The sequence below is a fragment of the Membranihabitans marinus genome (genome assembly GCF_019802045.1).
GTDB lineage: Bacteria > Bacteroidota > Bacteroidia > Chitinophagales > Saprospiraceae > Membranihabitans > Membranihabitans marinus_A.
The window spans coordinates 488,609-515,243 of sequence record NZ_JAHVHU010000002.1 but is presented as its reverse complement, the minus strand read 5'-3'; the positions used below and the strand labels follow the sequence as shown (position 1 = coordinate 515,243).

Here is a 26,635-nt window from a genome sequence, read left to right as displayed (position 1 = left end):
GAGATGATTTCTTGATAAATATTCACCTTCTTATTTTCCCTCAATATATTTTGGTGGAACCCACATTATCATTGGATCGGGACCCAATCCTGTTTTAATAATTTTGACCACTTCCATTTTTTCCAGGTCCACCACATGTACGCCATCCGAATCTTCCTTATTTCCTTTCCTCGTTTCAGATCCGCCCGATAACACTTTAACATCAACGGAATCCTCGCAACCTACAAAAGCATACTTCCCATCCTGGGAGATCTCCACACCAATAGCATAATCACCCACCGGGATTCGTTTAATCTCTTTTCTTGATTTCACATCAATGATCGTCAGCGTACCCTCCTCCGTCCAATTCGCAACCAGGGCCTTTTTACCATCATCTGTAAACTTGATTCGAACCGGCATTCCTTTGCATTCAAATTGATCCATGGCTTCACGCCGATCCCAGTCAATAATCAATATACTTCCTCCAGTCTGATTCAAGGCCCAAAGAAATTTTCCATCGGGCGTAAAAGCCATGCCTTCCACCCCTTTTCCAGCTGGGATGATCTTCTCTAATTTTCCACTTTCCCGCTCAATCACGGAAATATCCTCGGAAACTATATTCGCCGTCAAGAGATGTTTTCCATCGGGAGACACATACACCATATGTGATATCTTCCCATGGCTGGGAATGATTCGAGAGATGGTGTTTGTTTTGGTTTCCACCTCTACGATCTGCCCCGATTGGCCCGCAGTAAAATAAGCGTATTTGCCTTCCGGCCCCATCGCAGCACCATGGATCCGTCCTACCACCCCTGTAAAAATGGAATCAATCTGTTGCCGTTTCATCAAGTCGACCACATAGATAAAATTTCCCGGTGCCTCATAGCTGCTCAGATAGGCAAAGCGCTGATCCGGAGTGATGGTGATCTCGTGGGGATTGTTTCCCACCGATATGGTTTCCATGACTTCCATCGCCATGGGATCCACGTAGGACAATGTGTTCGAATGCTTATTCGCCACGACGAGTACCGGATCAGGTTTTAGTTCCCGATATACGTTTTCAATAGGTATTCGTTTGATACGCAAATCGTACCCCGGCTTCTCATCGTGCTTTATATAATACCCAAACAATACATAGTCATCCACTTCCTGAATTGCCGTATAGGCGTAGGAGGCGTGAATACTTCCTTCCACATTTTTCATAAACTCCCAGGTATTCCCATCATCTCGGGATATAGCCATGGTCAGTGGGGTTCTTTTCGACTTAAAATAACCGGGTCCGGACTTTCCGTTATTGTTCCACACCAGAATCAGGTCCCCGGTACGCTTTAATCGTTCGAGCGACGCCGGTGCGATCGGCGATGGAATATTGGAAGGCTCCGCCAGACTCCAGGTTATTCCACCATCAGATGAAAAAGATGTGTACTGCACGCCGTGATTGGCCCGAATAATCATGCGAACCCGACCGTCTTTGAGCTCCACTACGCCGGGTTCCTGCGTAATCACATCTTCCGGTGCGGGGAGAACTTGTCCACGGTTCCAGGATGCACCATTATCATCAGAGTAATAACACCGGATCTCACCCCGGTGGCTCCATTCAGAATTGGGGGTTTTATGCAAGGAAACCGGCACCAGTAATCGGCCGCTTTCCAACTGGATGACCCGGTCGTTGTTCAGTACAAAATAACCATTCTGATCTGTGATCACCGGTTGGGGACCACTCCAGGTCTGAGCCTCATTTTTAGAAACCCGCATCATGGGTATGAGATCACTCAATGAATTTTTTCGGGCATAAAACAAAGCGATATCGCCATTTTGTAATCGAAGAAAGGACACCGACATCACATTCTGATCGCCTTCACGGTCCACAATCAGCACATCTTCAGCGGTCCAGCTTTTACCTCCGTCATTGGAGAATCTGCCCATGATTTGTGCCGGCGCATGGTCACTGGAGGAGGACATAAAACGGGTATAGGCAAAAAGAATACGACCATCTTTTAACGGGATAAAATCGCCCTCGGAATTGCGAGGGTTTTCTGCAGAGGATAATAAATCGTGCATAGACATCTCTGACGGGTGTTTTTGGGCCCATGTCATAGGTAGTTGAATGGCCCAGGCGATCGCAATCGAAAACAGAACAGAACGTTTTATTTTTATCATGGAGAGGATATGTGTTAATTGATGCATAGTGGAACTATAAGACGACAAATAATTTGTTTTTAGCTGTTACAGATATGTGCTCTGAGTAGTGATAAACGTGGGCCCCATTCTTGAATTCATTCTGTATCGGCGTCGGTACTTCGACCACAAAATCCGTAAAACTATCCGTATTAAACGCCAGGTAGGCCAATCGTAGGCCTTCCATCATCTCCGGATATCTTTGAGAAAGATCGGGAAGCGCCACCGGTCCGGTATCTATCTGGTACATTTTCTTTGGATGGCTGATATTCATGGTTTTACAGGGACATTCAATAATGGCCCTCAATCCTGTTTCCTCATTCCAAATCTCCGTTTGCGTGACGATGGGGGTGCCCGCTGCTGTCGCTTTTTCTATATCTTTCCAGGTTTTCAATTCTGTGATGGATTTTGGCTTGGGTAGTACGATGTTGGGATCCGCACCCCACATATCTACCATTTTTTTGATGCTTCTATAATTTTTATCTTTTCTGACATTGGAATGGCGTCGAAAAACCAACACTTTGCCATCACCGAATATGGGTAAAAAGTCGTAATTGTCTTCGTAAAATAAGTCCTTCTCTCCAAACGTATTCTCACTTTTACAAGAACCTCCCTGGTAATAGACCACTTCTTTTCCTGATTGCTCATCGACCACAATCGTTCGGCTTTCAATCCACATCCGGACTGAATTAAAAGCTGCGGTATTGCATATGAAGGACCGACCATAATCCAGGCATTGATATTTCAATTTATTGCTTGATTTTTCGGATAAACTGTTTTGTTTTGTACTGAAGATACCGGAAAGCAGCACTGGCGTGAAAGCACCCATTCCCAATTTTAAAAATTGGCGCCTTGTGTCGATTTGCTCTTTCTCTTCTGCAGTAGCATGTAACTTAATCATAGATTTGCTCATAATATAATAGTTTTCATTCTATTTATACACCCAATCCAAATTCACCTTCGTAATATTTGTAATGGACAACCCGGTTCCGGCCGGTCGATTTCCGGCACAATAACTTAATAAAAACTCTTTGTCGTTTAATAAATGGACCGCTGTGTAGCAATACCATCCATCGGGATCACTATGAATGGTTTTTATAAGATCCCACGTTGTGCCTTCGTCCTTAGAAACAGCCAGATTGAGGGGCGTCCTTTTCCCTCCATAGGCACTTTTCTTTACGCCGTTGTTGTTCCATACCAGCAGGAGATCTTGCGTTGCAGGAATACGTACGATGGTAGCCGGAGAAAGCGGTGACGGAATATTAGTGGGGATCGCCTCTGACCATTTCTTCCCTTTGTTTTTTGAATAAGAAGCGTATTGTACCCCCGAATTGGTTCTGATGTACATCATAACACGACCATCTTTCAATTCAATCAGGCCAGGCTCTTGGGCCATAACACCCTGAGGTACGTCGATCCTACCCTTCCTTTTCCATGTGAGTCCGTTATTATCCGAGTAATAACAAAACAATTTCCCATAGTTATTGAACTGTAATTCCAAGGCTCCACCCTTGACTTCTTCAGATTCATGAAGAGCCACCGGCATAAGAAGACGCCCATTCTCCAGTTGTATTACGCGGCTGTTATTCAACACAAAATACCCCGGACGATCCGTAATGCATTTTACAGGATCACTCCAGGTAAGACCTTCATCTTCTGATATCCGCATATAGGGGATACAATCATGAATAGAATTCTTTCGGGCATAAAACAATGCAATCTGACCATTCTGCAATCGCAACAAGCAAACAGACATCACATTCATGGCTCCTTCGTTCTCCACTACGATTTCATCTAAATCCGTCCAAGTGTTTCCGTTGTCATAGGACCGTCGGGATGCGAGGTGTGAGTTACCAAAATCGCTGGGTGCGTCTCCCACAAAATGTGAATATATGAACAGGATGCTGCCGTCTTTCAAGGTCACAAAATCACCTTCACTATTTCGGGGATTATTATCGCCAGGATTTAGTTGTAGTGTTACAACAGGTCCTGACGACTGGGCATCAAGTGTTGCAACACTAATAGAAAAACATAAAATCAGTGCACAAAACAAAATAATATTTTCAAAAATTGCTTGAAGGTTATTCATATGCTTAACTTAGTTCTATTCGATACCAGGAAGGAGCCTGTGCCCACTTCCCCTTTTCTCTTCGGGTTAATGCAATTAGTATTTCATCCAAATCCGCATGTTCCATAATTTTATAGTTGGAAAGCTCAACATTTTCAGACTCTGATTCTTTATGTCGGAAATCAATTCCAACAATCGACTCCTTGATAAGACCAAAGTTATGTTCATCCACCCGGCCGATTACCAATGGGTTGCGTGGATTATTCCCGTTTGAATTTTCAGGAAGGACATTGCCTATCCAATATAAAGTGCCGGTTTTTTCAGACCGAAAAAGGGTCGAACATGAAGCTGGGGTATAAAAATTCTTTCCATTAGAATATGTAAAAGGAACCGGGTCGGACCAGGTCCTGCATTGATCATTGGAGAAGGACAACCAGGTGTAACCGGGTAGATCAGCTTGAGTATGATTGGACCCTCTCATGACCATTGCAAACCTTCCATCGGTTTTCAATTCTGCGACTGAAGGTTCAAATAATCCTCTGGTAGATAATTGATGATCAATTCTCAACCAATTGCCAAACTTCCATGCCACATCCTTAAAATCCGGTGCCCACTTCCCTATAAGCACCCCAGAATCTCCAAATAAGTAGGCATTCGCGGGGTTATAAATTTCTTTCTTCTTTTCATCCCAGGGGTGGAGATGAATAGGAACCATCAATTCACCCTGATGACTTCTGAAAATGACTGATGTGAAGGGTATCGTGTACCCGTTTCTACCAATTTCCACGCCGTCAATCGGATTATTCTCAGAATTCCCTTCCAATACGATCAATCGGAAATCAGAGAAGGTCTTGCCACTATCATTTGAAACTCTATACCAATTTTTATAGGATGGCGATCCGCCTTTGGTATCAGGCTTTCCTGGTGTGGTAGCAATGATTTGAAGTATATTCGGACCTTCTGAATAGATTCCTTCGTTCAATGCTCCAAAACCATTGAGTGACCTTTCTGGAAAGGTGGCAGAAGTTTCTACTTTCCAAGGAAAGTGAACAGGAATAGACTCGGGCACCTCCGGGATTTCAGGAAATTGACTAAAAATAAATTCGGAAGACACCGGCCGATAAAAACCATCCACTTGATCTCCGACAAACACAACTTCTTTATCGATCACTTTCAATCCATCATGAGTCATAGGAGAAAATAATTTGTTTATTCTGAATTGATTCAATCCGAATTTTGAAGTAACTATCAGTGTTGAAACTCCCTTCACAAAATTCCTGCGACTGCTTTCCAGTACCTTACGCTTCATGCTTTGCTTTTTTGTTTTGCATTGCTAAATTATTTTGTACACAGCACCTTTAAAATTTCCGCCACTAAGTGATTCGCAATGAGTTCATGCCCCTTATCATTGGGATGGCATCCATCGAGCATAAGGTCATCAAAGCTCGATCCAGAGTTTTTCTCATACTCTATAAAAAGTTTATAATTATCAACCAGACCCGTTTTATGTTTTTTCGCCAATTTCCTTACTGTTTTCACGTATCTCAACAACCACTTATTTTGAAAATCGGGAAATTTATCTCCTAATATATTTGGTGCTATCAATATGACTTCTGAACCATTTGATTTTAATTGCGTAATAAAGAATTCTAAATTCTCTTTATAGTTTTTTATAGGAATCCGGGGTTCTCCCTTTTTTATCTTGTTATCGATGTATGAGTCATTGGTTCCAAAACCGATTATTACAAGATCGGGATGGTATGATAAAACATCTGTTTCAAACCGATCCCGGCCATGTCTTATCTTAAATAAGTTGTTGTCTTTGACACTGCCGGTATGACTACCCGGGATCCCTGAATTTGTGACATGGGACTCTATTCCGTGGTTGTTTAACAATTGGGGTAGTCTTTGTGCAAAAACCTGTTTAATAGTAGACCGTTCTGCCGTGATTGAATTTCCAAATGCAACAATAGTCAGGGTATCGGAGGAATCCCAAGACGGCAACCACAAAAAATCCAAATCAGTCTTATATGAAACAGAAGTGGCGCCCATTACTCCAGCCAATGAAAACAATAAGAATGCAAAGGGAAAGACGATATGGTTGTAGATTTTCATCTTATCTTTTAAAGTCCTTTTCAAACAATCGAATCCTAAGGTTACCTTGCATTGTCGTAACCCATAATTCACCGGTTTTCATTTCCAGACAATAGGGATACGACAGCCAAGTTTTGCCAGTGTCTTCGTTCTGCACGCTGTATGATTTTGCTATTATTCGAGGCTTACTCCAGGTGACACCATCATCTTCAGAAAAAGCAATGGACAATTCTTCCCGGTGATTACTGGCTCGAACTTCAGACCATTGATTATCTCCTCCTCGTAATGGATAATAATCTTTCCCTTCAGGGTATTGTCGATTCCAAATCAAAACCAGTCGTCCACTTTCCAATCTTTTTAGTAGACCAGGTGCGGAACTGGCATCGATGTTCGTGGGTTGAATATCCTTCCAGGTGAGCCCCTCGTCCTCAGAAAAAGCTTCCCAAAATGTTCCCCAATTCGTCCGCATCAACTGCCAAATCCTTCCGTCTCCCAATTGCTCAATCGTAGATTCGGTTACTCCACTATGGTGGCCTGCGCCTCCCAGATCAATAATATTGCTGCGTTCCCAAGACTTCCCATCGTCTCGTGATGTATAGGTAAGTACCGTATGATGTCCGGGATTATGTCGCATCATCATCGACGTGAATATAACATTACCACTTCGGGTTTCAATCATATCCCGGACTGCTCCGGCCCATTCGTTATGCAATTTCTGCAGATCCTGCCAGGTCTTTCCGCCATCCAGGCTACGGATCGTATAAGTTGGTAATATCGCACCGGGAGAATCAGATATAGCGGGATTCCAATTCCAGTTCTTCCTTTCTTCAAGATTCATGAAAGCCAAAATTATCACACCACTTTTGGTTTTTAAGAGGGCTCTTTCATTGGAAATTTTGACGTTCTGGTGGGTATCAAACACATCATACTCCATCCATGATTTCCCATTATCATCACTAATTAAGCACTTCTTGTCTTCTATTGTCAGAATTTGTCCATTATCAAGCTGTACAAAAGGCCCCATCTTCATTCCCTCCAATTCTTCAACCTCATTGGGAATCCAGGCACCAGTAGTGGTTACTTTCCCTTCGACGCCATTAACATTTTGCGCTGCGCTCTTAAAGACAAAACTGCATAAGATCAGGCAAACGCCCATTCTAGCTATAAATACGCTCCAATTTTTCATCTCTAGTTATTTTTTTAATTAAAATCCTTCTCATGCAATCGAACACTGAGATAACCGGCGAAACCTGCATAAGTAGTTGTAATCCATATCTCTCCGGGATTTGCTTCAAAAACTCGTGGGTACGATAATGTTTTTGTTTTACTCGTATCCGTTGCCGTTGCAATCACAACCGGTTGACTCCAGGTTTCCCCATCATTTTCAGAAAACAGATCTTTCTCACCAAACCTACTCTCAATTCTACAAGAACCTCCCTGGTAATAGACCACTTCCTTTCCTGATTGCTCATCGACAATAATCGTTTGGTTTTTAATCCAGACCCGGACTGAAGTATAAATCGCCGGATTGCACATGAAGGCCCGGCCATTATCCAGGTATTGAGGTTGGGGTCCTGTATTCCATTTCAATAAAGCTCCTCGTCTTATTCTCCCTACTATACCAGGCAGCAATACAGGCGTCAGAGCACTCATCCCCCATTTCAGACAGTATCGCCGGGCATAGGGATGAAATTTCATATCAAAGTGATTTTAAGTAAAAAAAAATTAGAAGTTGGAAGAATTTACACATTAAGTAAAACAGAGAAAAATTCTCTAATTTCATGATCTGAGAAAAATCTCAAATCCATAGAAATCACCTAATCTTATTCATGTGGCTAAAGCAATTCGATACCAGGACAGGCCTTTGGCCACTTTTCTTCCTTCACGTCGAGTCAGTGTTATAATGATTTCACCATTATGGGAATGCTCCAAAATATTGAAATTGGACAGCTGGATTTTTTCGCCCTCTTTTTCTGAATGCCGGGTATCGAGCTGGAGTACGGTATCCTTAATAATTCCAAACGGTTTCTCATTGACCTCTCCGATAACTATCGGGAACCGGGGAAAATTCCCATCAGGATTACCCTCCACCAAATTACCTATCCAGTACAACTTATTATTAACTCGGGATCGAAATATTGTAGAACAGGAAGCCGGCACATGAAAACTCGTTCCGTCCGAATAACTAAAGGGCCGAGGTTTGGACCATGTCATACAATCATCATCTGAAAAAGAGACCCAAGCATGAGCGGGAAGATCAGGTTTTTTGAGGTTGGATCCGCGGGAGATCATCACAAATCGACCTTCTGACAATTCAACGATCGAAGGCTCTGATAGCCCTCTGGTAGAAACATGGTGATCTATTCGAAGCCACCCGCCAAATCGCCAATTAAAATCCTTTGATTGATGGTCCCATTCTCCAACAAGCGCTCCGGCATCCTGAAATATATAGGCATCGGCCGGGTTGTATATTTTTTGTTTTTCCTCATCCCATGGGTGCAAATTAACCGGCACGATGATTTTCCCTGAAGAACTCTTGATAATGGGCGTGGTAAAATTGACATTGTAGCCATTCCGTCCGATTTCAACGCCGTCAATAGGATTTTCCAGCGTATTTCCCTCGATTACAACCAACGCAGGTTTTGAAAATGTGCGTCCCCCATCTGTAGACACCCGATACCAGGTTTTGTATTGAGGGGAACCACTGGATGTATCTGGTGTACCCGGCGTTGATAACATTAACTGCAATATAAAACGACTATCCGGATCGACAAAAACATTACCGGTGATGTAGCCCTGATTATTACTGATTAGCTTTTCCTCTTCCCATGGAAACGGAACTTCAACCGTACGAGGTAAAGATGGAATGTTTGAACCCGTCCGAAAATTCGGGTCCGATGGAATAGGTCGAAAACTTGAAGTTTGATCGATAAAGACGACCTCTTTGTCTATTATTTCCGGCATAGATTTAGATGCTTGTTCCATGATGACAGCCCCTCTTTTTGAACAGCTTTGCCCCATTAAGGTCATGGTGCTACCGGGAATTAATGCTGTCCCTAAAACCAAATTTTGTGACCTTTTCAGAAAAGTTCGACGTTTAATGTTTTGTTTATTTATTTTCATTTCAGTCAATTTCAATAGTAATAGATTTTAGTGAAGGATACCAGTCACCATTGGGTGAGTTAAAAATTACTTTATACTGCATTTTCCGGTCATCCTTAGGAATAGACACTTTATTGGAAGTGTAATTTTTCCAGGCTGCCTCTCTTATATCTTCTTTCTTTTTTGCAGTCCTGAATAACAGATCGACATGAGCTCCTCTGGTTTCTTGGGCTACATATTTAAGTTTAAGATGAGTTTTGGAATCTTTCCAGGTAAATATTTTTGAAGTGTATGATTCTGACCAGGATCGATCATAAATATTCCCCATATCCTTATTCCACATCCAATGAACACCCGGACTAGCCATATTTTCTATCCGGACATGATTACTCTTAAATCTATTCCCATCGTTGAAGTAAATTTCTGATCGTGCTTTTGCATGGGAGCCATGCACCGTGTGCTGAGCTATTGCCAGGTCTAATTTTCCGTCCTTATCAAAATCAGCAGCTAATGCATCCGTACCGGAATTTCCAATAAAGGTAGTCCGTCGATCAGCAACAAAGCCATCTTTTCCACCCCAAAATAAATACATGGGCAAATTCTCCCGCGATATGTCACCATGATACGCCGGAGCAAAAATGTCCAAATAACCATCCTGATCAAAATCGGCTACAACAGGACCTAATGGGGTATAACTGGGGAGCCACTGGGAATTCCAGTTTTCGAATCCAGTTTCACTTCCCCAAAGAATGGTCATACCTGCATCGTGATGTCCATTTGCACGATCCATATAATGACAGGCAATGATATCAAGATACCCATCTGCATTTAGATCAGCTACCTCCAAATCAATGACTGATTGCATGGGGATAACATGTTGGTGATCCTCCTTAAAGCCATTTTCCGAACCTTTGAAAATCCGAAGTTTATTTTCGCTATATGAGCTTACCGCTATATCCAGCCAGCCGTCATTATCGAAATCAGCCACCATAGGACTGGATGACCGACCAGAAGAAGGAATCGCCTGTCGATTTTCCTTTAAATAACCAGTTGGTCCTCCATAATAGATCACCAATTCAGTTTCTGTCTTATCTTGTTGATCAAAGAGGCCTATGATTATGTCAAGATAACCATCCTTATTGAGGTCAGCTACATTGCTGGTGGAAGCATTGACTTCAGGTAAAACTTCTCTTTCACCAATAAAATCAAAACCATTTTCACTTCCTTTAAAAATATTAATCCCCCCTAGCGGGTCATTAAAGCCTCCACCATGCATGGAATTAACTGCCAAAACATCCACAAACCCATCATCGTCCACATCGGCTGCAGTGCCTTCGTATCCACTGGTAAAAGGAATTTCAATCCTATTTTCTTCATTAAACCCAGATTCCCCTCCCAAATAAAGATATAAGGGGACATTCTCATATAAGGTCCCCCCCATACTGTTGCTAAAGACAACAGTATTATTACCAAATAAGGGATGATTTACAATGCACACATCGTGAGCGCCTTGTGTTGGAATGTTGATCTCTGAATCTTTAAATAATCTATTTCCCTGCCCGAATAAAATTTTAGAATGTGCCAAATACGTATCCTCACCCTGATAAACAGCCACTGCAATATCAGGAATCCCATCTCCATTGAGATCACTTGTCTGTGCAGAAATGGCATTGGGAATTTCTATCCTAGTCTGTTCAATAAACCAATTCTCATCCGCACCCCACAATATGGTCAACCCGTCATTTTTGCTTCCATCAGCACCCACCATTTCACCACCCGCCGCTTTTCTGATCGCATAATTAATCACCAGGATATCTTCCTGACCATCCAGGTCAACATCGCCAATGCTTAGCCTAGTTCCTTGTATTCCTTCCGCTACAGTTGTTTGCTTCCATTCATTCTCTCGAGTATAATAGAGCTTCAGTATTTCATTCTGGTCACCCAACACATATAGTTGGGCCTCATCGTTCTTTTTCCTGACTACTAAATCCAACGGAACTCCTTCCAATATAACTAATCGGTTAATATCAGGTGAAAGGATTTTAGGATAAGTCTGTGAACCTATATTTTTTAATTCTTTCCCATCTAGCCAATGAATTTCTCCTTTGTTATTGGAATAACATATATCCGTCAATCCGTCGCCATTGAAATCTTCTGCAACGATCTGATGTGCACCAATTAAGCCAATATCAGAGTATTGGTCCAGATGATAACTATTTTCTCCTCCCCAGTACACCCTAAGAATTTGGCCTTCCGGTTGACCTGGCAACCATGCTGCTGAATTTAAAGTGAGAATGTCAGGCCATGAATCATTGTTTATGTCAGCTATTTGTACGGATATAACACCATTGACTGGTAAAACTCCACTTCTGGATTCGCTCCACCCACCTTTTCCTCCCCAATAAATTTTCAGAAAGCGACGAGGGTTTTGTATACCACTTTTATTAGGACAAAAAACGATATCTGGATAACCATCTTTATTCAAATCTGCGGCTTCTGCTGCGATACTCCCTTGTACAGGAAGTTTGGAAATCAATGTATGGCCGGAAGGTTCGAAAGTCACAAGGGTGGCGTCCACATAATTCTCCTGGTCATGGGTATTATTAAATAGCAAATCTATCCAACCATCCTGATTCACATCATAACGTCGAATGGTTTTGATTTCCCCTTTCTGACTTATATAAATGTTTTGCCCCGATGCACTAATTACCCCTTTTGAAAAGTCTCCAAAGGTAACGTCAGTCCAGGTCTGGCTAAAACAAAAATAGGGGATGCATAGCAATCCCCAACATACACATACCAAAATGCTAACTATCTTCATTTTAAAATCAGTATTAAAGCTACTTAATCCACAAAATCCTTTTCATACAACTTTGCTCTAACAGGACCTCTTGCTGTTGTAACCCAAATCTCTCCAGGTGCAAACTCAAAAACATAGGGGTAACAAACTTCTTTAACGGGCATATACTTACCAGTGCCCCCTGCTCCCGTTTTTCTAAAGCCCTCTGTAGCTGTTGATGCAATTACTACTGGCTCGGACCAGGACTTACCATCATCCTCACTAAAAGCCATAGAAAGTTCCCCTCTAAAGTTACTCACTGGAACAGCGGACCATATTCGATCACCACCCACCATTGGATAAGAAGATTCTCCTTTGGGAAAAGGTTGGTTCCACACAAGAATAATACGACCACTTGCCAATCTTTCCATCTGTCCGTGTGACGGGCTTGCAGGAATACCACTTGGTCCCATCAAATGCCATGACCGTCCGTTATCCTTTGATTCTGCCCACCAGAATTCCATCCAATTAGTCCGTATTAACATCATCAATCGACCATCATTCTGTTCTACCAATGTGGGTTCTGTCAAACCACCATGGTGACCAGCACCGCCCATGTCCAACACATTACTTCGATGCCAAGTAGCTCCGTCATCTTCACTCATATAGGTCAATACAGTGTGTCGGCCGGGATTGTGACGCATGATCATAGATGTAAAAACAATAACTCCATCAGATGTTATGATCATATCTGTAATATATCCAGTCCATTCATCATGCAGTTTAACTGGTTCTTCCCATGTTCTGCCTCTATCAAGACTTCTAACGACATATGTAGGGAGAACAGCACCTGGAGCATCTCCAAGCGAATCTGACCAATTCCACTTTTTTTCAAGTATATTTGAAAATGCCAGGACAACAATTCCATCATTGGTACATTGAATAGCTTTCGCACTGATGGTATATTTACCAGGATCACTGAACACCTGATGAGACTTCCATGATTTACCATTATCCTCACTAATCAAAATTTCCTTTCCAGAAGATGATGAGGCACAAACAAGTTCACTTTCACTCAGGCGAGCAAAAGGCCCTACTGGCATTTGGTTGTTTGGTTCTAAATGCTCATTTAACTGGCAAGGATAATCCCACCTTGAGGAGATCGGAAAATCACTTTGAGCAGTGGTGTATTTTATAGCAAAAAAAATAACTGCAATGAACAAAGACCATTTTCTCGAAAAGTTAATCGGATTTAGGTATTTTAAAATCATAGCTTATTGAAGTGGTACTTCAGTGAATCCAGTATAAAAAGTATCAATAGCATCAGTCTCAGGCAAAAACAAAGTCCGGTATCTCAAATCAGATTTTAAATTCTCAAGCATTGTAACATTCTCACTCATTGGTGTATAAACTTTCATTTGCTCTCCGTCAACTGTATTATATATTATCTCAGAACCAATCCCTGTCTCAACTTTTCCGAGCCATTTAATCACCCAACTTTCTGATAACGTATCTTGAAATATTTCATTAATAACTCTATTCGCTGTAATGCTTTGATATCGCTCGCCATAGACTGATCCAGTTACTGTATAGGGGATAGACCTATTACTAAAGTCATTATTCATAGTAACTACCTCAAATATATGATCGTATTCAGGCAAAGACTTTATAATTACGTCACTTGAATCTCCTACTATCTCAGGAGTGATATCCACTAACATAGAATCGCTACGGCTTTGCCAGTAAATCACCATTTTTGTAGCGCGAGGATCCGATGGCCAAAAACGTAGTTTTACCCGTTCTTTTCCAGGAAAGATATATGCTGAATCTAATTTCCCTACATAAATTTTCTCGCCTCTTTTTAGGTAAACATCATGTAGATCATTCATTTTTGTACACGATGAAAAGAGAAATGAAAGCACAGAGATACTTATAATCACATATTTCATATTATTCTTTTTCCTTTAATTAAATTTAAGTGGCTCATACTCAAAAAACGTTATCTACTTCCCCAGAACTGTAATTCTGCGATTGAATTAATATTACTACTCGACCAGTTTTTAGTAATTACATATCTTATATACCTTACAGCGGGAGCATCCGGATCGATATTGAAATCATGACCGGACTGTGCAACTGAGATGTCTTCATCTGTCAATTCACCCAAGGGCAATCCAGATGGTTTATCGATACTGAATGCACCTAATTTTACCCAACCAGATGATAGATCTTCATTCAACCCTTGATCACTCTCGGCTCCCCATAATTCAAAAGATTCGACATTTTGCCCAGTATAAGCATAGGTAGGAGTATGTAATCTCTGATATTGTTTTATCCTACTAAATTTTACAGTCTGTCCCATATCAAATGTTAATGAATATGGGATTCCGGGTGCTCGGACGAGATAAAAAGTACTCGGATTGTTATCCCACAATTTCTCAATCGAGTAGGCATCCGCATAATGACTATAATCAATTCCTGGAGGGTTCCATCGTCTAAAACCAGCTTCCGGATCAATTCTTTCCTCGTACAAAGGGGTATAGGAATTTTTCAAAGTGTCTGTCACATTACCCCATCGATCTCTAACAGTAATGCCAAATAAACGCTCTTGACTTTCAAACCCTCGAACCGCCCCAGATCCATTTTTAATTTTGGTATAAAAGCTTTCTACATCTGCCCATTCTCCCAATTCATCAATCGTAGATACAGTAATAACAATATCTGCTTCCGTATCATTTTTCCAACTCAATCGAATTCCTCCAAAATCACTGGTAATTTGTATAGAATCAAGGATATTAAAAATAGGAGCATCCGTTGGCTTCGCAATCACTTTTACAGGCTCAGATTCATTTTGACTGCGATCGCCAGAAATTAGTTGTACTTCTATTTCTCTCGACTTACCAACCCCCTCAATCTTAAGACTATTAGCATAGGCAGAAGCCTTTTGCTCTACAATCTCACCATCCTTTCTGTCATAAACAGCCTTCACATATAAGAGGTCCTCGTCTTCTGGTATAGAGTATTGAATGATCGCTCCACCAGGAAGATTCTCTACCTGAACGTCACTAACCTGACCTGGAGGATGATTATCGATCGGATATTGTCCCCTCTCTTCCATTTCACACGAAGCCAGTACAGTCAGACAAAAGATTGAGCTATAAATGAACAGTTTCATTCGCATTGTTTTTTATTGAAATTTGATTTTTACCAATAATTCTACCATCCTGGGTTTTGAACTAAGTTATTATTGACAGAAATATTCCTCTGAGCAATTGGCCATAAAATATCCTTCAAAGAATAGGGAGCTAATTCTAGGGTTCGGATCTGATAAAACTCTTCAACAGTTTCTCCATCCACGTTCCATCCTTTGGGAGCATCCGTAAATTCCTCCAATGCTTTTTTCCATCTTCTGATATCCCAAAATCGTTGACCTTCAAATGAGAGTTCAATGTTTCTTTCAGTATGAATAATTTCCCGCATACCTTCCTTAGACAAATATTTACGAGGGTAAACAGAATATCGGCTCCAGGATTCTTCCACACTGTTCAAGCCCGCCCGCTCTCTAATGAGATCCACGTATTTATACACATCTTCATTTGGAGCGTCCAATGTCTCATTTAAAGCTTCAGCATACAAAAGATATAAATCAGCCAAACGCATAATTGGAATTGACCACCTAAAGTTAATGTATGATTCTCCACTATAGGTAGACCGGTAATTATATAGCTTTTTCAAATAAAACGAAGTAGGTGTAAAACGTTCGATACCTTGTCGACCCGATTGTTCTCCAGATTTTGCATTCACAGGCCATTGTTGTTTATCGTTCAATCGCCCCAATCCATAAAACCAGCCACCATCAACTGCCAACGCACCGTAAAATCTAGGTTCTCTGTGAGTATGGAGAACTGCAGTTTGTTTCCCAGGTTGCAAATAGTATCGTAAACTATCGCTGACAGAGGTCAAGCTATATCTATCTTCATAGTCATATTCCGAATCCTCTCCTATTGGAACTCCATTTTCAGAATAAAACATTTCGGCCATCTTCATAGTGGGTGCCCATGTTCCACCTCCTGAAAACAACCGGTGATCTTGTGTAAGAGGAGGTATGGTTAACTTCTCAACATTCAAGCTATTATATCTAGCGGACGCCCATATGATCTCTTCATTCCACTTATCCGTAACAATCTGACTTACTAGTAGAACCTGCTTGGTTGAATCAGAGATATCCAGAGAAATATTCTCTTTTCTATACAGTTTATGACCGGCCTGATGACTAACACTTATAGCCTCTTCACAAGCGAGTAATGCCCTTTGCCACTTATCTGCGGAGTAAGCTTGGTTAATCAACACAATATCTCTTCCATCTTTTAATGATTGATAGTTTTGATTACCATTAAACATAGGGCTTGCTGCAGTGACAAGAATTTTAGCCTTTATTGACATCGCAATGGGCTTCGTAATTCTTCCTAATTCCGAGACTTCATTAGTAATGGTAATTGGAAGGTCCTCCAAAGCCTCGTCGATTAGTGCTACAATATATTCAACTACGTCATCGACTGGTTCTCTGTATACAGCCACTTCTTCAGGGGAAGCAGAAATCGGAAGATTTTCTCTGACTATTGGGATGGGCCCATACAATCTCATTAAATAAAAATGATAATAAGCCTTCAAGAATTTTGCTTCTGCTGCCCATCGATTTTTCTCAAAACTTTCCATGTCATTAACATCATGTATATTCTCTATAAAAATATTACAATCCCTAATGCCTTGCCATAAATTTTCACCCCCGCTGCCACCATCCCAGTAGTTTAGATAAGGACTGTTCACATTATTCCCGTAGTACATTAAATCAAAACCAATGTTAGGAAAATTACCAGACCTGTTTGGATTGGAATAAATAGCATCTCCACAAGTGAATCCAGGGTCCACAGCAGTCATATTTTTTGGCATGTATGAATAGCACGTAAATAAATACTGTTCAGCTCGAGTCCGATCCCTAAATGCAAATTCTAATGTTGCAATGTTATCTGGAACAATGTCAAGATAATCGTTGCAGCTCATAGACAATAACATTACGGAATATAGATACAGTAGAGTTTTTCTCATGTCTTATTTTTTTTTAGAATGTTGCTTGCAATCCGATGTTAAACGTTCGTTGTATAGGATAACCGAGACCATTCCCAGCCATCTCCGGATCCCAGAGGTTAAAAGCACTAATTGTCAATAAATTTACCCCACTGACATACCACCTTGCAGATCCTAGACCAATTCTATCTATAATACCTGAAGGCATATTGTACCCGACTTCAACGGTTTTAAGCCTCAGAAAGGATCCGTTGCGCATAAACCAAGTACTTGTAGCATTATTATTGTTACTTACATTATTGGACAGTCGTGGCCAGATGGCTTTTAAATCTCTATTGGATTCTGACCAGTGGCTATCAGCATACACCTGCAATAAGGCATTATTTGAGTTCGTGGAGCCTCCATCAGTATCGATAAATGGCGCAGTATTGTAACTATCTATCCAAAAAGATTCCCGGGCCAACCCCTGAAAGAAAAATGACAAATCAAACCCTCCATATCCAGTTGACAAACCAAATCCATAGACTACTTCTGGAACTGTAGGGTATCCTATCGGCACCTGATCCAACTCATTGATCACTCCATCATCATTAATATCTTTGTATTTAATATCTCCGGCCATAACTTCTCCGGACTGAAATGGCGAATTTATGACTTCTAACTCATCAACAAACAACCGCTCAGCCACATACCCCCATCGCTGACCGATAGCATGTCCGATTCTTGATTTCCATGGTGATTCAAAATAATTAGGTTCTTCATATACTTTAAATTCACTCGTCGCATAAGTGAGATTGAATCTTCCGATATACCAAAAACCTGAATTATAATTTTTTTGCACATCTACTGAAACATCAACTCCCTGTCCTTTCGCTTCACCAACATTTGCACGAGGAGTGGATTGCAATCCCATTGTAGTGGGAATATATGCTCTGTTCATTAGGATATTTCTCCGGTGTTCCGAAAACAAATCAATATTTAAGTCAATCATATTAAGCATGTTGACCTCAATTCCAAAATTAGTTTTTTCAGCTGTTTCCCAAGTTATGTTTGGGTTCTGGTACCGTTCAATAGTTACACCGTTTCTAGTGTATTGAAAATCAGATCCAAAGGTGTACCCTTTACTACCATCCCCAATATTGACTTGTGACAAATGAAAAAACCGATCATTCGCGCCTCCTATCGCATCATTCCCAACCAATCCATGGGTAGCCTTAAGGCGTAGGATTGGAAATAATTCTTGTAATCTATCTCCCCAAAACGACTCATTTGAAACCATCCATCCCGCACCAATTGACGGAAAAAACCCAAATCTATTCTCTTTAGAAAATCGTTCAGACCCGTTATATCCAAAATTTGCCTCCAAAAAATAACGACTCTTGTACCCATATGTCGTTCTGCCAGATAAGCCCATATTGCGATAGGCTAATGATTTTTGTAATGATCCTGCATTACCCTCCAGTTCATTTCTGAGATAAAACACCACCATACCACCAATAAGATGGTCTTCCCCTAAGGTTTTGTCATAATTAATGGCAGATTCTAAATATGTATTGCTGTTTACATCCTTCCGACCTTCCGAATAACTCAAATGTTCCTGGCCTTGCTCAGGATTTAACCCAAACAAGGAATATTTATTTTCACGCTTATCGTAACCTCCAATATTATAGTAAAATGGACTATAAAATCTATTTACATCAAAAAAGGAATACCGAGTCGTACTAAACAAACCCCTAATTCTCAATCCTTTAGCAATAAAACTTAGGTCTTGCTTTGCTTCAAACTGCGCCAACATTAAAGACTTCGTATAATCTTTATATCCGCGCATCATGTCGGCATACGGATTCAGGTAGTTTCCTGTTTCATAATTTCCAAATAGAATGTGTCGAGTGTTCTCGTGTTCTTCATCTTTAGGATAAAATGGCGGAAACAATACTGGGTTCGTCCGCATCACTTTCTGATATAGGCTTTTACCCCCATCGAGAGGACCTTTGTAATCATCAAAAGTGCCGTGCAACCTCACCACAACTTCAGTAGATTTAGTAACATTGATGTTAACATTGGACCTCAACAAGTATTTTTTTAAATCAATATTACTATTGAAATTATTCTGTTGATCCACCTTTAAAAGTCCGTTATCCTGATTAAAAGTTCCTGCGATGTAATATCGAGCCACTTCACCACCTCCACTCACATTAAAATTCAAGCGATTGTTCATCGTTGAATTTTTAAATAACATATCGTGCCAATTTGTCGCTGGATAGACCAATTCATTCGCACCCGCTTCTGTTTTTTCAATTTTTTCTCTGCTATATTTCAATACTCCTAGTGGGTCACGAGTGAGTATGGCTTCATTATGAAGATTCATATAAGTAATAGGATCAGCTAACTCAATTCTTTTTGTAGGGCTGGATATGGATTGTTCATATCTTACGGAAACCTGCGCTTTACCTTCCTTACCTTCTTTTGTCGTTACCAAGATCACACCATTAGCTCCCCTCGCTCCATACAATGCCGCTGCAGAAGCATCTTTCATAATCGTAAAACTTGCTATGTCATCTGGCTGCAACCTCGATAAATCAGATGTACTTATCTCTAAACCATCCAATAAAATTAATGGGCTGGCAGTATATCCAAAGCTTGTCACACCTCTGATAAAAAACTCTGCGTTATCTTCTCCTGGTTCTCCAGACCGTTGATAAGCAATTAAACCGGCCATCCGGCCCGCTAGTGCAGTTGTTAAGTTACTGGAAGGCACCTTTAGCTCTTTGGGATTAACCGAGGTGACTGAAGCAATAACACTTTCTTTCTTTTGAGTCCCAAAAGCCACTACGGTCAAACCTTCCAGTTCTGATGCTTTTTCTTCCAGGACAACATTAATTTCAGTGCGCCCTTCCACCGAGACTTGTTGCTCTTGCATTCCGATATAGGTAAAAAGCAATTCCGCATCTGATTCAACATTTATTTCATACCTGCCATCAATATCTGTAGACACTCCTCGCGTGTCCCCTACAACAGTTATATTCACCCCTGGCAAAGTTTCTCCGCTATGGTTAGTCACAACACCTATTACCACAATTGAAACAGAATCATTCACATTTATTGGTAATTCAATATTCTTTGCAGACGCTTTATATATAGAAGAACATGTAGTCAACCCAATAACTAATACTAAACTTATTAGCAAATCTCTTTTCATGGTTTGAAATATTTTAATCCCTTAAAAGTCATTCTCCATTGACAAACTTCAATAAGCTTTACAGTGATGCAGATAAACTCACTGCTTAGCAATAACATCAGTTTTATGGATAATGCCATTCGATGGAAGCCATTTTTTAATTGTTGGACAAATTAACATTTTTATTTGAAATATCAAAAATTTGTTTAATGATTTTTATCGTACCTTTGAAACGTTCATTTTCTTTACTGCTTCCAAAGCTTAGCGTAAGAAGCAAAAGCCAAATTGAATTTCATCTTATTATCTTAACTAGGCTTTTAAAGCATCAAAGAAAACCTATGATAAATAAAACACCACTCCGCCCGATCGACTCGATCTCCATGACTGACCGAGTGGAAAATATACTTCGAGAGTATTTTGAAGACAACGGCTTCAAACCCGGAGACTCACTCCCAGGCGAAGTCGAAATCGCTGAAAAACTGGAGGTCAGTCGAAACGTCGTCCGGGAAGCACTCAGCCGGCTCCGAATGCTCGGCATTGTAGAATCCAAGACTCGTCGGGGTATGATTATGGCGCGACCCGATATTCTGGGTGGCCTGGAGCGGGTCCTCAATCCATACATCTTGGGGGACAAAACACTCCAGGATGTCTTCGAGATCCGACTCATCCACGAAATGGGAATGGCCGAGTTTCTTTTTGCCCGAAAAACCGAAAAAGAAATCCTGGAACTGGAAGAGATTGTAGTTAGTCAAAAGAGCATCGAACGCCCAACCAAAGAAGAAGAAATAAGGTTTCACACCAAGCTATATAGCATGACCGGCAATGAAACCTTCAAACGGTTTCAAAATATGCTTTTTCCGGTCTTTGACCATGTGTTTACCGAATATCGAAATGGTGAAGAAATAACACCCCCCGCCAATCATGTGCATCATGATCAACTGGTTGAGATTTTAAAAACCGGTACCGTCCATGACTTCAGAAAAGCCATGGAAATTCACCTCGGTCCTTACTTTAAGATGATTAATGTATAACAGGCATCATCATGGAGACCCTTTCATTATATGAAATTACTAATAAATACAACTTGAATAAGGTTAACTTGCGTGTAATGAGAGAAACAAACATCTGGCCTTCCTTTCAACAATATCTGTATCGTCAGGACCAGAGCATCAATTCCTTTTTTTTCCTTACCCACCTATACTAGGATGAAACCAGCATGTGATATCTGAATTTCCCTGTAAGAGGGTGTCCAATACAACCTGATCGTGCACCATAGACGATCCACTGATCAAGCGGTCAACCGCAGTTTCCCTCAGTCCACATTTCAACATTAATGGGATCGTCATGTTTCTACGCCCTAGGCACCACTGTTTTTAATTTGATTTTCCAAACATTGTTAATATTACTACTCACTTAAAATATGATTTATCCTGGATTGTATTTTTGAGGCTATACGGACCATCCCCAAATCAGATAAATGCGTTCCATCTACAGTTGCTTCATGATCGTGTCCGATCAATTCGTGCCCCTCCAAATAAAATAAATTGTCAATATCAGCTGCCATGGCATTATTAAAGACTTGTTTCAAACTGGCGTTCTGACGTTTAATGTAATCCCGGCTTCCAAAAGATTCTTGATTCTGGGTTCGAAAATATGAGTACGCCCTAATGATGCTTTCTACAAGAAGGATCGGCAACTCAGGGTGACATTCCCGGATCTGTAAAATGAGATCCAAAGCATTTTGATCTATAACCTCTGGCGAAGAATTCGGAGTACAATCGACAACAAGCAGACTAGGGTTTATATCGCAAATCACCTGTCCGATTGATCGTTCAAATTTTCCATTTCCACTGAACCCAAGATTAATGGTTTCGATATCAAGATTACGCGAGATGATCGATGGATAAGCCATTCCTGGTCTTGACGCACTGGCTCCTTGCGTAATGCTTGTACCATAAAAGATTACAGGCCTCATACTATCTTTGCTGTCGTTGACGGCGGAAATAGTTGTTCCTTTTAACACCCCTATTTCTAATTCAGTAACACCTTCATAGAGGGGGAGATTCAATAGGAACTCTTTATTTTCCAAATCCATTTCCTTAATCAATAAGGCCTCGTTCGACATCCCCTGTGGGATGCCTGAATTCACATATTGCCACTTCCCCTCTTTTTTACAGTATAGATCGATACCGGAAGCTCCAATATCTGTCATATTAGCTTTCTTCGTAAAGTTCTCTAATCCCCATCGAACCCAAATTTCAGGAGAATTGGTCGTAAATCGAACAATAATACCGGCAGAGTGCCTGCTGAGATTCCACACTACAGGTCTCACAACACCCTTGTACTGGATGGGCAACCTGCGGAAGTTAGCTTCTTGATGAAGTTTACCTTGAACAGTCAATTTTAATCCGTCAATATATTCGATTTCCGTGTGATTTAATACATCCACCGGTGCATTGTCACTGTCTGGTCTTGTAATCAGCGAATCCCAACTATCGACTGTCGCAAAAAAAGCAACGCTCAGAACTGCAATTATGTATGGCTTAAACATTATCATAGATTATATATTAAAAAGTATTCCCATCAGCCTCTAACCCTTCCCTGTCGAATAGAACTTCAGTGCTGTCATCATCCCGCTTGGATCTAAACTTCAAATTTCAACTTGTGGGGAATGTAGCGTCAGCTTACCAGCGATTTCCTGAAAAAACATCTCCGTTCTCCATTTTATTTAAATTGAAACGAATACAAATCCGCATCCTTTAGTCTAAACCGCAGCTGAATCGTCTGACCAGCCAATCGAGAAACATCCTGTGCCCCATTCCAACACACCTTCCTTTCGATGGAATCACCAAACATGACTTCACAATCATTTAAAGTAAAGTTAGGAATAGGGGCTCCATTTTCGTCCAATATTTCAACCAAAATTCCCCCAGCGGCCGAAGAAGAAAAATTCAGAAACAGGGAGCTGCCTTTAAAAACCAAAGGCTTGGTGATAATTTCCCCACCTTGCATGGGTGCATTAATCGAAACAAACCCATCCATTCGCAGGGTATATCTGCGCAAAGCACTGGCTGTCCCTTTCCAATAGTTTTCAGAAACATACAATGACAACTCATTTGGCGCGCCAGCCATCGTTGATTTGGTCTCCACTACATGCCAGGCCATATAGCTATCACCATACGTCCAGCTGCCTTTCCTTTCGATTCCCGGTCTGATAAATGCCTCACCCCACCGATCGAAAGTCTTTCCATCTCTACTCGACATAAGTATCGTTTCTGTGAGCGCCGTGCCATACCGTTGGTTTTTTTCAGCGCGTTTTTCTCTTTCTTCCAATTCAGGTAAAGAGCGCATAGATTCCGACCACCCGCGATCAATATATCTCGCCGGGAATCCCAGTAAAAGATGTGGCGCACGATGGTATGGTTTAATTTGATTGGTATACAATTGCTCCTCCGGAGAATCTTCGTAATGCACATTCGTCTCTTCCTCCCAGTTGATAAAATCTTTGGAGGTGGCGGTTCGTATTCCTCGAATTCCCACATACAAATTTTTTTCATCCCCTTTTGAAAAATACCTCCAATATGCCCGGTACTCCTTATTTACAGGATCCCAAAAAGCCAGGTTTTGAGAATCAAAAGCCCCGTCGGTGATGATCGGCTCCCCGGACATCAGCGTCCAATGAATACCATCCGGCGACTTAAAGACAACCAGACCTCGCTTGGGGTTTCCTGAAATCAATATGGCTTTGTATAACGCATCTTTTGGCACGTCCGGATTTTCATCTTTAAAAACCGCAGGATGCCCGGCATCTATATTGAAACCATTCATTTCACCACTCACAAAAACGATGTTGTTATTTTTAGACCCATTCAATTCATGCAGGCGTAAATTAGGCTTCGTCCAATGAATGCCGTCTTTACTTTCAGCGTATGCACAAAACAATGGGTGAACATTGGACAGATCGCTGCTCGCGACGTGCTGCCAAGCCTTGTAATACATCCTATAAATCTCCCCGTCAAAGAACACACTGTGATAGCCGCTGCCACTACCCTCCCAGTGCTCATCATGTACCATCACTACTTCCTGAGGAGTGGGATGATGCAATACAACTTCCGCACCCCCTTTCATATCCTGTATCAGATAATTATCAACAAACAATTCCAGACGGGAATCAATCATTATCGGAGCAATAGGTTCTTCTCTATGATTCCTTTCTGTCATGCGTCCCCTGTTATGAACAGCCGTTTGGGCTTCCAACTGCATCCCAACTCCTGATAGTATCGCGACCAAAAGAACGTTAATTATTTTATAGGCTTTCATGTGTCCTTCTTCTATTTTTAATTGAGACCATCTCTTAAAAAATTAATTTTCACCGGATGCAAAAATAAAGGAGATTTACTGATCAAGTAACGCCATACAGAACTCCTTCAAATTCTATTGCTATAAAATGAATCTGATGAGTAACAAAAAAGTACGGTCAATTTCCATATAATCCCCCCTCCTAATCTGGAGAGCCCAACACATCGATTTGATGCTTGGTCAACACCCGATTGTACATCCGCAACTCTTTAATTCGACCTTGAAAAACATCGTGTTGCCCAAAACCAATATTGAAGGGCGATCCGGAGCTCAGATGATAGGAATCCGAAGTTGGTATCGACTTTTGGTCCACCAATTCACCACCTACATACAAACTCAATTTATTGGCAGACTTGGAAACCACCACATGGTGCCAACCTTCCGGAAATGACTTTCGCCAGGCCACCGTTTCTCCCGCTTTGTAGGCATAGATGTGTCCCGAAGGCAGGGTACTGCAATAAACCCGACCCGCGTGCTCAGTCATCGTCCACGCTCGACGATATTTTACATTTTCAGTTGTATCCAATTGATCCATCCGTTGCCATGTAGTATCCCCTTGATATCTATACGCCTCAGCCATTGGAAGGGTCCCTCCCAATAATTGACCATTGTACACGATCAACCCCATCACCTCCAATTCCTCACCAAGCCGTCCGACATCCCGCCATTGTTTGATGTCTTCATAAGCATATACTTTCCCACTGGGCCAGGAAGATACATACAATTCTCCTTGATAGACCGAAAATCCATAAGTCTGGGTATTATTTTGCCCCACCTGATCACAATCTACCCATTCTGTTCCATCGAATCGATAAACGTGTCCCAAATCATAGCTGGTTGCAAATAAGTGTCCGTCGTATACACCGAAGCTCTGAATTCTTTTCCCGTCCGGTGTTGAACATCGCGTCCAGGTATTATCTGCCTCGTATTTAAACAAGCCGGGAGAATATAAAGAGCTGGCGTACAGTTCTCCCTGATAAACTACAAGTCCCATAATCGCTTCCACGCCGGGAAGTTGACCGCATTCCACCCAGTTTTCAGCCCCTTCGTATCGGAAAATACGTCCGCCAATTTGAGTGTTTTCCGATTCAGGCAATGAAGAACCCGCTACCCGGTACTTACCAGTAGCTGCATACAACGCCCCTTTATACTCGGTCAATGCAAAAACCGTATTGGATCGATCAGGGGCACCACAATCTTTCCATGTGTTATTCTCTGAGTCATAACGGTACACATGACCAGCTCCACCTGCTTCAGGTTCACAGGTGGATGCATACAAATCACCGTTGTATTCTGCAAGTCCAAAGGCCAACAAAGCCTGACCAGGCCGCCCACAATCCATCCATTCTGATGCAATATTATTATCCATACCAAAACTCAACCGTCGACTGTTGCCCACCCCTGTTGGTGAAGGATTCGTTGTAAGACTGAGATGAAAACCTTTCCGCCTCCCCACATCATATTGACTTATAATATCACCCGAAACATCTCGATCAGGAGACAGTGCATCTATCCAAACTGAGATGCTAAAATCATCATCCATTTTTAAATTAGATGATGCGGAAACCTGATGCCAAGCGTCGTTATGTTCGGTGTCATTTGTAGAACCGGAATCCGGTCTTTTCCGTGAGCGAATTAATTCGGCATGAAGGTTGTTCCCCGAATAATCGATTCCATCTCCATCCAACTTCCAATAACCGATGAGCCCGTCATTCAATTCTCCTCCTCCGGACTCGTTGGTGTGGCACGACAAACTGACCCAACCAGTAAAACAAATGGTCAGCAATACAATCAAAACCTTTTGGTACTTCAT

Annotated in this window: 18 protein-coding genes; 1 reads left to right on the top strand and 17 read right to left on the bottom strand. The window is 41.4% G+C overall.

Translation table 11 applies throughout. From position 1 onward, the window contains the following. Nucleotides 1-30: 30 nt before the first annotated feature. The 14 genes from KUV50_RS02270 to KUV50_RS02205 form a co-directional block, all read right to left on the bottom strand. The gene (locus tag KUV50_RS02270; RefSeq protein WP_222578456.1) at nt 31-2,139 is read right to left on the bottom strand and encodes an exo-alpha-sialidase; all 2,109 of its coding nucleotides are present in this window, start codon (nt 2,137-2,139) and stop codon (nt 31-33) included. Nucleotides 2,140-2,173: 34 nt separating this feature from the next. Further along, nucleotides 2,174-3,058 carry a hypothetical protein gene (locus KUV50_RS02265; RefSeq protein ID WP_222578455.1) on the bottom strand — a complete coding sequence of 295 codons (885 nt, stop codon included), beginning with the start codon at nt 3,056-3,058 and terminating at the stop codon, nt 2,174-2,176. A gap of 30 nt (nt 3,059-3,088) precedes the next feature. Then, nucleotides 3,089-4,246 (bottom strand): sialidase family protein, encoded by a 1,158-nt coding sequence (locus KUV50_RS02260; protein WP_222578454.1) that lies wholly within the window; start codon nt 4,244-4,246, stop codon nt 3,089-3,091. A gap of 4 nt (nt 4,247-4,250) precedes the next feature. After that, the gene (locus KUV50_RS02255; RefSeq protein ID WP_222578453.1) at nt 4,251-5,534 is read right to left on the bottom strand and encodes a sialidase family protein; all 1,284 of its coding nucleotides are present in this window, start codon (nt 5,532-5,534) and stop codon (nt 4,251-4,253) included. A gap of 29 nt (nt 5,535-5,563) precedes the next feature. Further along, a complete protein-coding gene (locus KUV50_RS02250; RefSeq protein ID WP_222578452.1) occupies nt 5,564-6,340 on the bottom strand; it encodes an SGNH/GDSL hydrolase family protein in 777 nt (258 codons plus the stop codon). A 1-nt stretch (nt 6,341) separates the two neighbouring features. Next, nucleotides 6,342-7,505, bottom strand: a complete 1,164-nt coding sequence (locus tag KUV50_RS02245) for a sialidase family protein (protein WP_222578451.1) — start codon at nt 7,503-7,505, stop codon at nt 6,342-6,344. A 14-nt stretch (nt 7,506-7,519) separates the two neighbouring features. Next, on the bottom strand, nt 7,520-8,017 hold the full coding sequence (locus tag KUV50_RS02240) for a hypothetical protein (RefSeq protein WP_222578450.1): 498 nt from the start codon (nt 8,015-8,017) through the stop codon (nt 7,520-7,522). A gap of 129 nt (nt 8,018-8,146) precedes the next feature. Then, nucleotides 8,147-9,283, bottom strand: coding sequence for a sialidase family protein (locus KUV50_RS02235; protein ID WP_222578449.1), 1,137 nt, complete (start codon nt 9,281-9,283; stop codon nt 8,147-8,149). A gap of 160 nt (nt 9,284-9,443) precedes the next feature. After that, nucleotides 9,444-12,242: an FG-GAP repeat domain-containing protein gene (locus KUV50_RS02230; protein WP_222578448.1), complete on the bottom strand. Its 2,799-nt coding sequence runs from the start codon at nt 12,240-12,242 to the stop codon at nt 9,444-9,446. 23 nt (nt 12,243-12,265) lie between these two features. After that, nucleotides 12,266-13,471, bottom strand: coding sequence for a sialidase family protein (locus tag KUV50_RS02225; protein ID WP_222578447.1), 1,206 nt, complete (start codon nt 13,469-13,471; stop codon nt 12,266-12,268). 3 nt (nt 13,472-13,474) lie between these two features. Further along, the gene (locus KUV50_RS02220; RefSeq protein ID WP_222578446.1) at nt 13,475-14,149 is read right to left on the bottom strand and encodes a DUF4998 domain-containing protein; all 675 of its coding nucleotides are present in this window, start codon (nt 14,147-14,149) and stop codon (nt 13,475-13,477) included. Nucleotides 14,150-14,199: 50 nt separating this feature from the next. Beyond that, nucleotides 14,200-15,375, bottom strand: coding sequence for a DUF5000 domain-containing lipoprotein (locus tag KUV50_RS02215; protein WP_222578445.1), 1,176 nt, complete (start codon nt 15,373-15,375; stop codon nt 14,200-14,202). A gap of 41 nt (nt 15,376-15,416) precedes the next feature. After that, nucleotides 15,417-17,306 (bottom strand): RagB/SusD family nutrient uptake outer membrane protein, encoded by a 1,890-nt coding sequence (locus tag KUV50_RS02210; RefSeq protein ID WP_222578444.1) that lies wholly within the window; start codon nt 17,304-17,306, stop codon nt 15,417-15,419. A gap of 13 nt (nt 17,307-17,319) precedes the next feature. Beyond that, the gene (locus tag KUV50_RS02205) at nt 17,320-20,484 is read right to left on the bottom strand and encodes a SusC/RagA family TonB-linked outer membrane protein (RefSeq protein WP_222578443.1); all 3,165 of its coding nucleotides are present in this window, start codon (nt 20,482-20,484) and stop codon (nt 17,320-17,322) included. Nucleotides 20,485-20,801: 317 nt separating this feature from the next. On the opposite strand from KUV50_RS02205, the gene KUV50_RS02200 reads away from it, so the two are divergent. Continuing rightward, nucleotides 20,802-21,494: a FadR/GntR family transcriptional regulator gene (locus tag KUV50_RS02200; protein WP_222578442.1), complete on the top strand. Its 693-nt coding sequence runs from the start codon at nt 20,802-20,804 to the stop codon at nt 21,492-21,494. Nucleotides 21,495-21,868: 374 nt separating this feature from the next. On the opposite strand, the gene KUV50_RS02195 is transcribed toward KUV50_RS02200, so the two are convergent. The 3 genes from KUV50_RS02195 to KUV50_RS02185 form a co-directional block, all read right to left on the bottom strand. Then, complete coding sequence (locus KUV50_RS02195) at nt 21,869-23,014, bottom strand: SGNH/GDSL hydrolase family protein (RefSeq protein WP_222578441.1); 1,146 nt, start codon at nt 23,012-23,014, stop codon at nt 21,869-21,871. A 173-nt stretch (nt 23,015-23,187) separates the two neighbouring features. Then, complete coding sequence (locus tag KUV50_RS02190) at nt 23,188-24,783, bottom strand: hypothetical protein (protein WP_222578440.1); 1,596 nt, start codon at nt 24,781-24,783, stop codon at nt 23,188-23,190. 181 nt (nt 24,784-24,964) lie between these two features. Next, nucleotides 24,965-26,635: a LamG domain-containing protein gene (locus KUV50_RS02185; protein WP_222578439.1), complete on the bottom strand. Its 1,671-nt coding sequence runs from the start codon at nt 26,633-26,635 to the stop codon at nt 24,965-24,967.

Coding starts and splice junctions, on each gene's coding strand:
- KUV50_RS02200 (WP_222578442.1), top strand. CDS start 20,802: ATGATAAATAAAACACCACTCCGCCCGATCGACTCGATCTCCATGACT.
- KUV50_RS02265 (WP_222578455.1), bottom strand. CDS start 3,058: ATGATTAAGTTACATGCTACTGCAGAAGAGAAAGAGCAAATCGACACA.
- KUV50_RS02270 (WP_222578456.1), bottom strand. CDS start 2,139: ATGATAAAAATAAAACGTTCTGTTCTGTTTTCGATTGCGATCGCCTGG.
- KUV50_RS02240 (WP_222578450.1), bottom strand. CDS start 8,017: ATGAAATTTCATCCCTATGCCCGGCGATACTGTCTGAAATGGGGGATG.
- KUV50_RS02245 (WP_222578451.1), bottom strand. CDS start 7,505: ATGAAAAATTGGAGCGTATTTATAGCTAGAATGGGCGTTTGCCTGATC.
- KUV50_RS02260 (WP_222578454.1), bottom strand. CDS start 4,246: ATGAATAACCTTCAAGCAATTTTTGAAAATATTATTTTGTTTTGTGCA.
- KUV50_RS02220 (WP_222578446.1), bottom strand. CDS start 14,149: ATGAAATATGTGATTATAAGTATCTCTGTGCTTTCATTTCTCTTTTCA.
- KUV50_RS02185 (WP_222578439.1), bottom strand. CDS start 26,635: ATGAAGTACCAAAAGGTTTTGATTGTATTGCTGACCATTTGTTTTACT.
- KUV50_RS02235 (WP_222578449.1), bottom strand. CDS start 9,283: ATGCCGGAAATAATAGACAAAGAGGTCGTCTTTATCGATCAAACTTCA.
- KUV50_RS02215 (WP_222578445.1), bottom strand. CDS start 15,375: ATGAAACTGTTCATTTATAGCTCAATCTTTTGTCTGACTGTACTGGCT.
- KUV50_RS02255 (WP_222578453.1), bottom strand. CDS start 5,534: ATGAAGCGTAAGGTACTGGAAAGCAGTCGCAGGAATTTTGTGAAGGGA.
- KUV50_RS02195 (WP_222578441.1), bottom strand. CDS start 23,014: ATGTTTAAGCCATACATAATTGCAGTTCTGAGCGTTGCTTTTTTTGCG.
- KUV50_RS02190 (WP_222578440.1), bottom strand. CDS start 24,783: ATGAAAGCCTATAAAATAATTAACGTTCTTTTGGTCGCGATACTATCA.
- KUV50_RS02230 (WP_222578448.1), bottom strand. CDS start 12,242: ATGAAGATAGTTAGCATTTTGGTATGTGTATGTTGGGGATTGCTATGC.
- KUV50_RS02210 (WP_222578444.1), bottom strand. CDS start 17,306: ATGAGAAAAACTCTACTGTATCTATATTCCGTAATGTTATTGTCTATG.
- KUV50_RS02205 (WP_222578443.1), bottom strand. CDS start 20,484: ATGAAAAGAGATTTGCTAATAAGTTTAGTATTAGTTATTGGGTTGACT.
- KUV50_RS02225 (WP_222578447.1), bottom strand. CDS start 13,471: ATGATTTTAAAATACCTAAATCCGATTAACTTTTCGAGAAAATGGTCT.
- KUV50_RS02250 (WP_222578452.1), bottom strand. CDS start 6,340: ATGAAAATCTACAACCATATCGTCTTTCCCTTTGCATTCTTATTGTTT.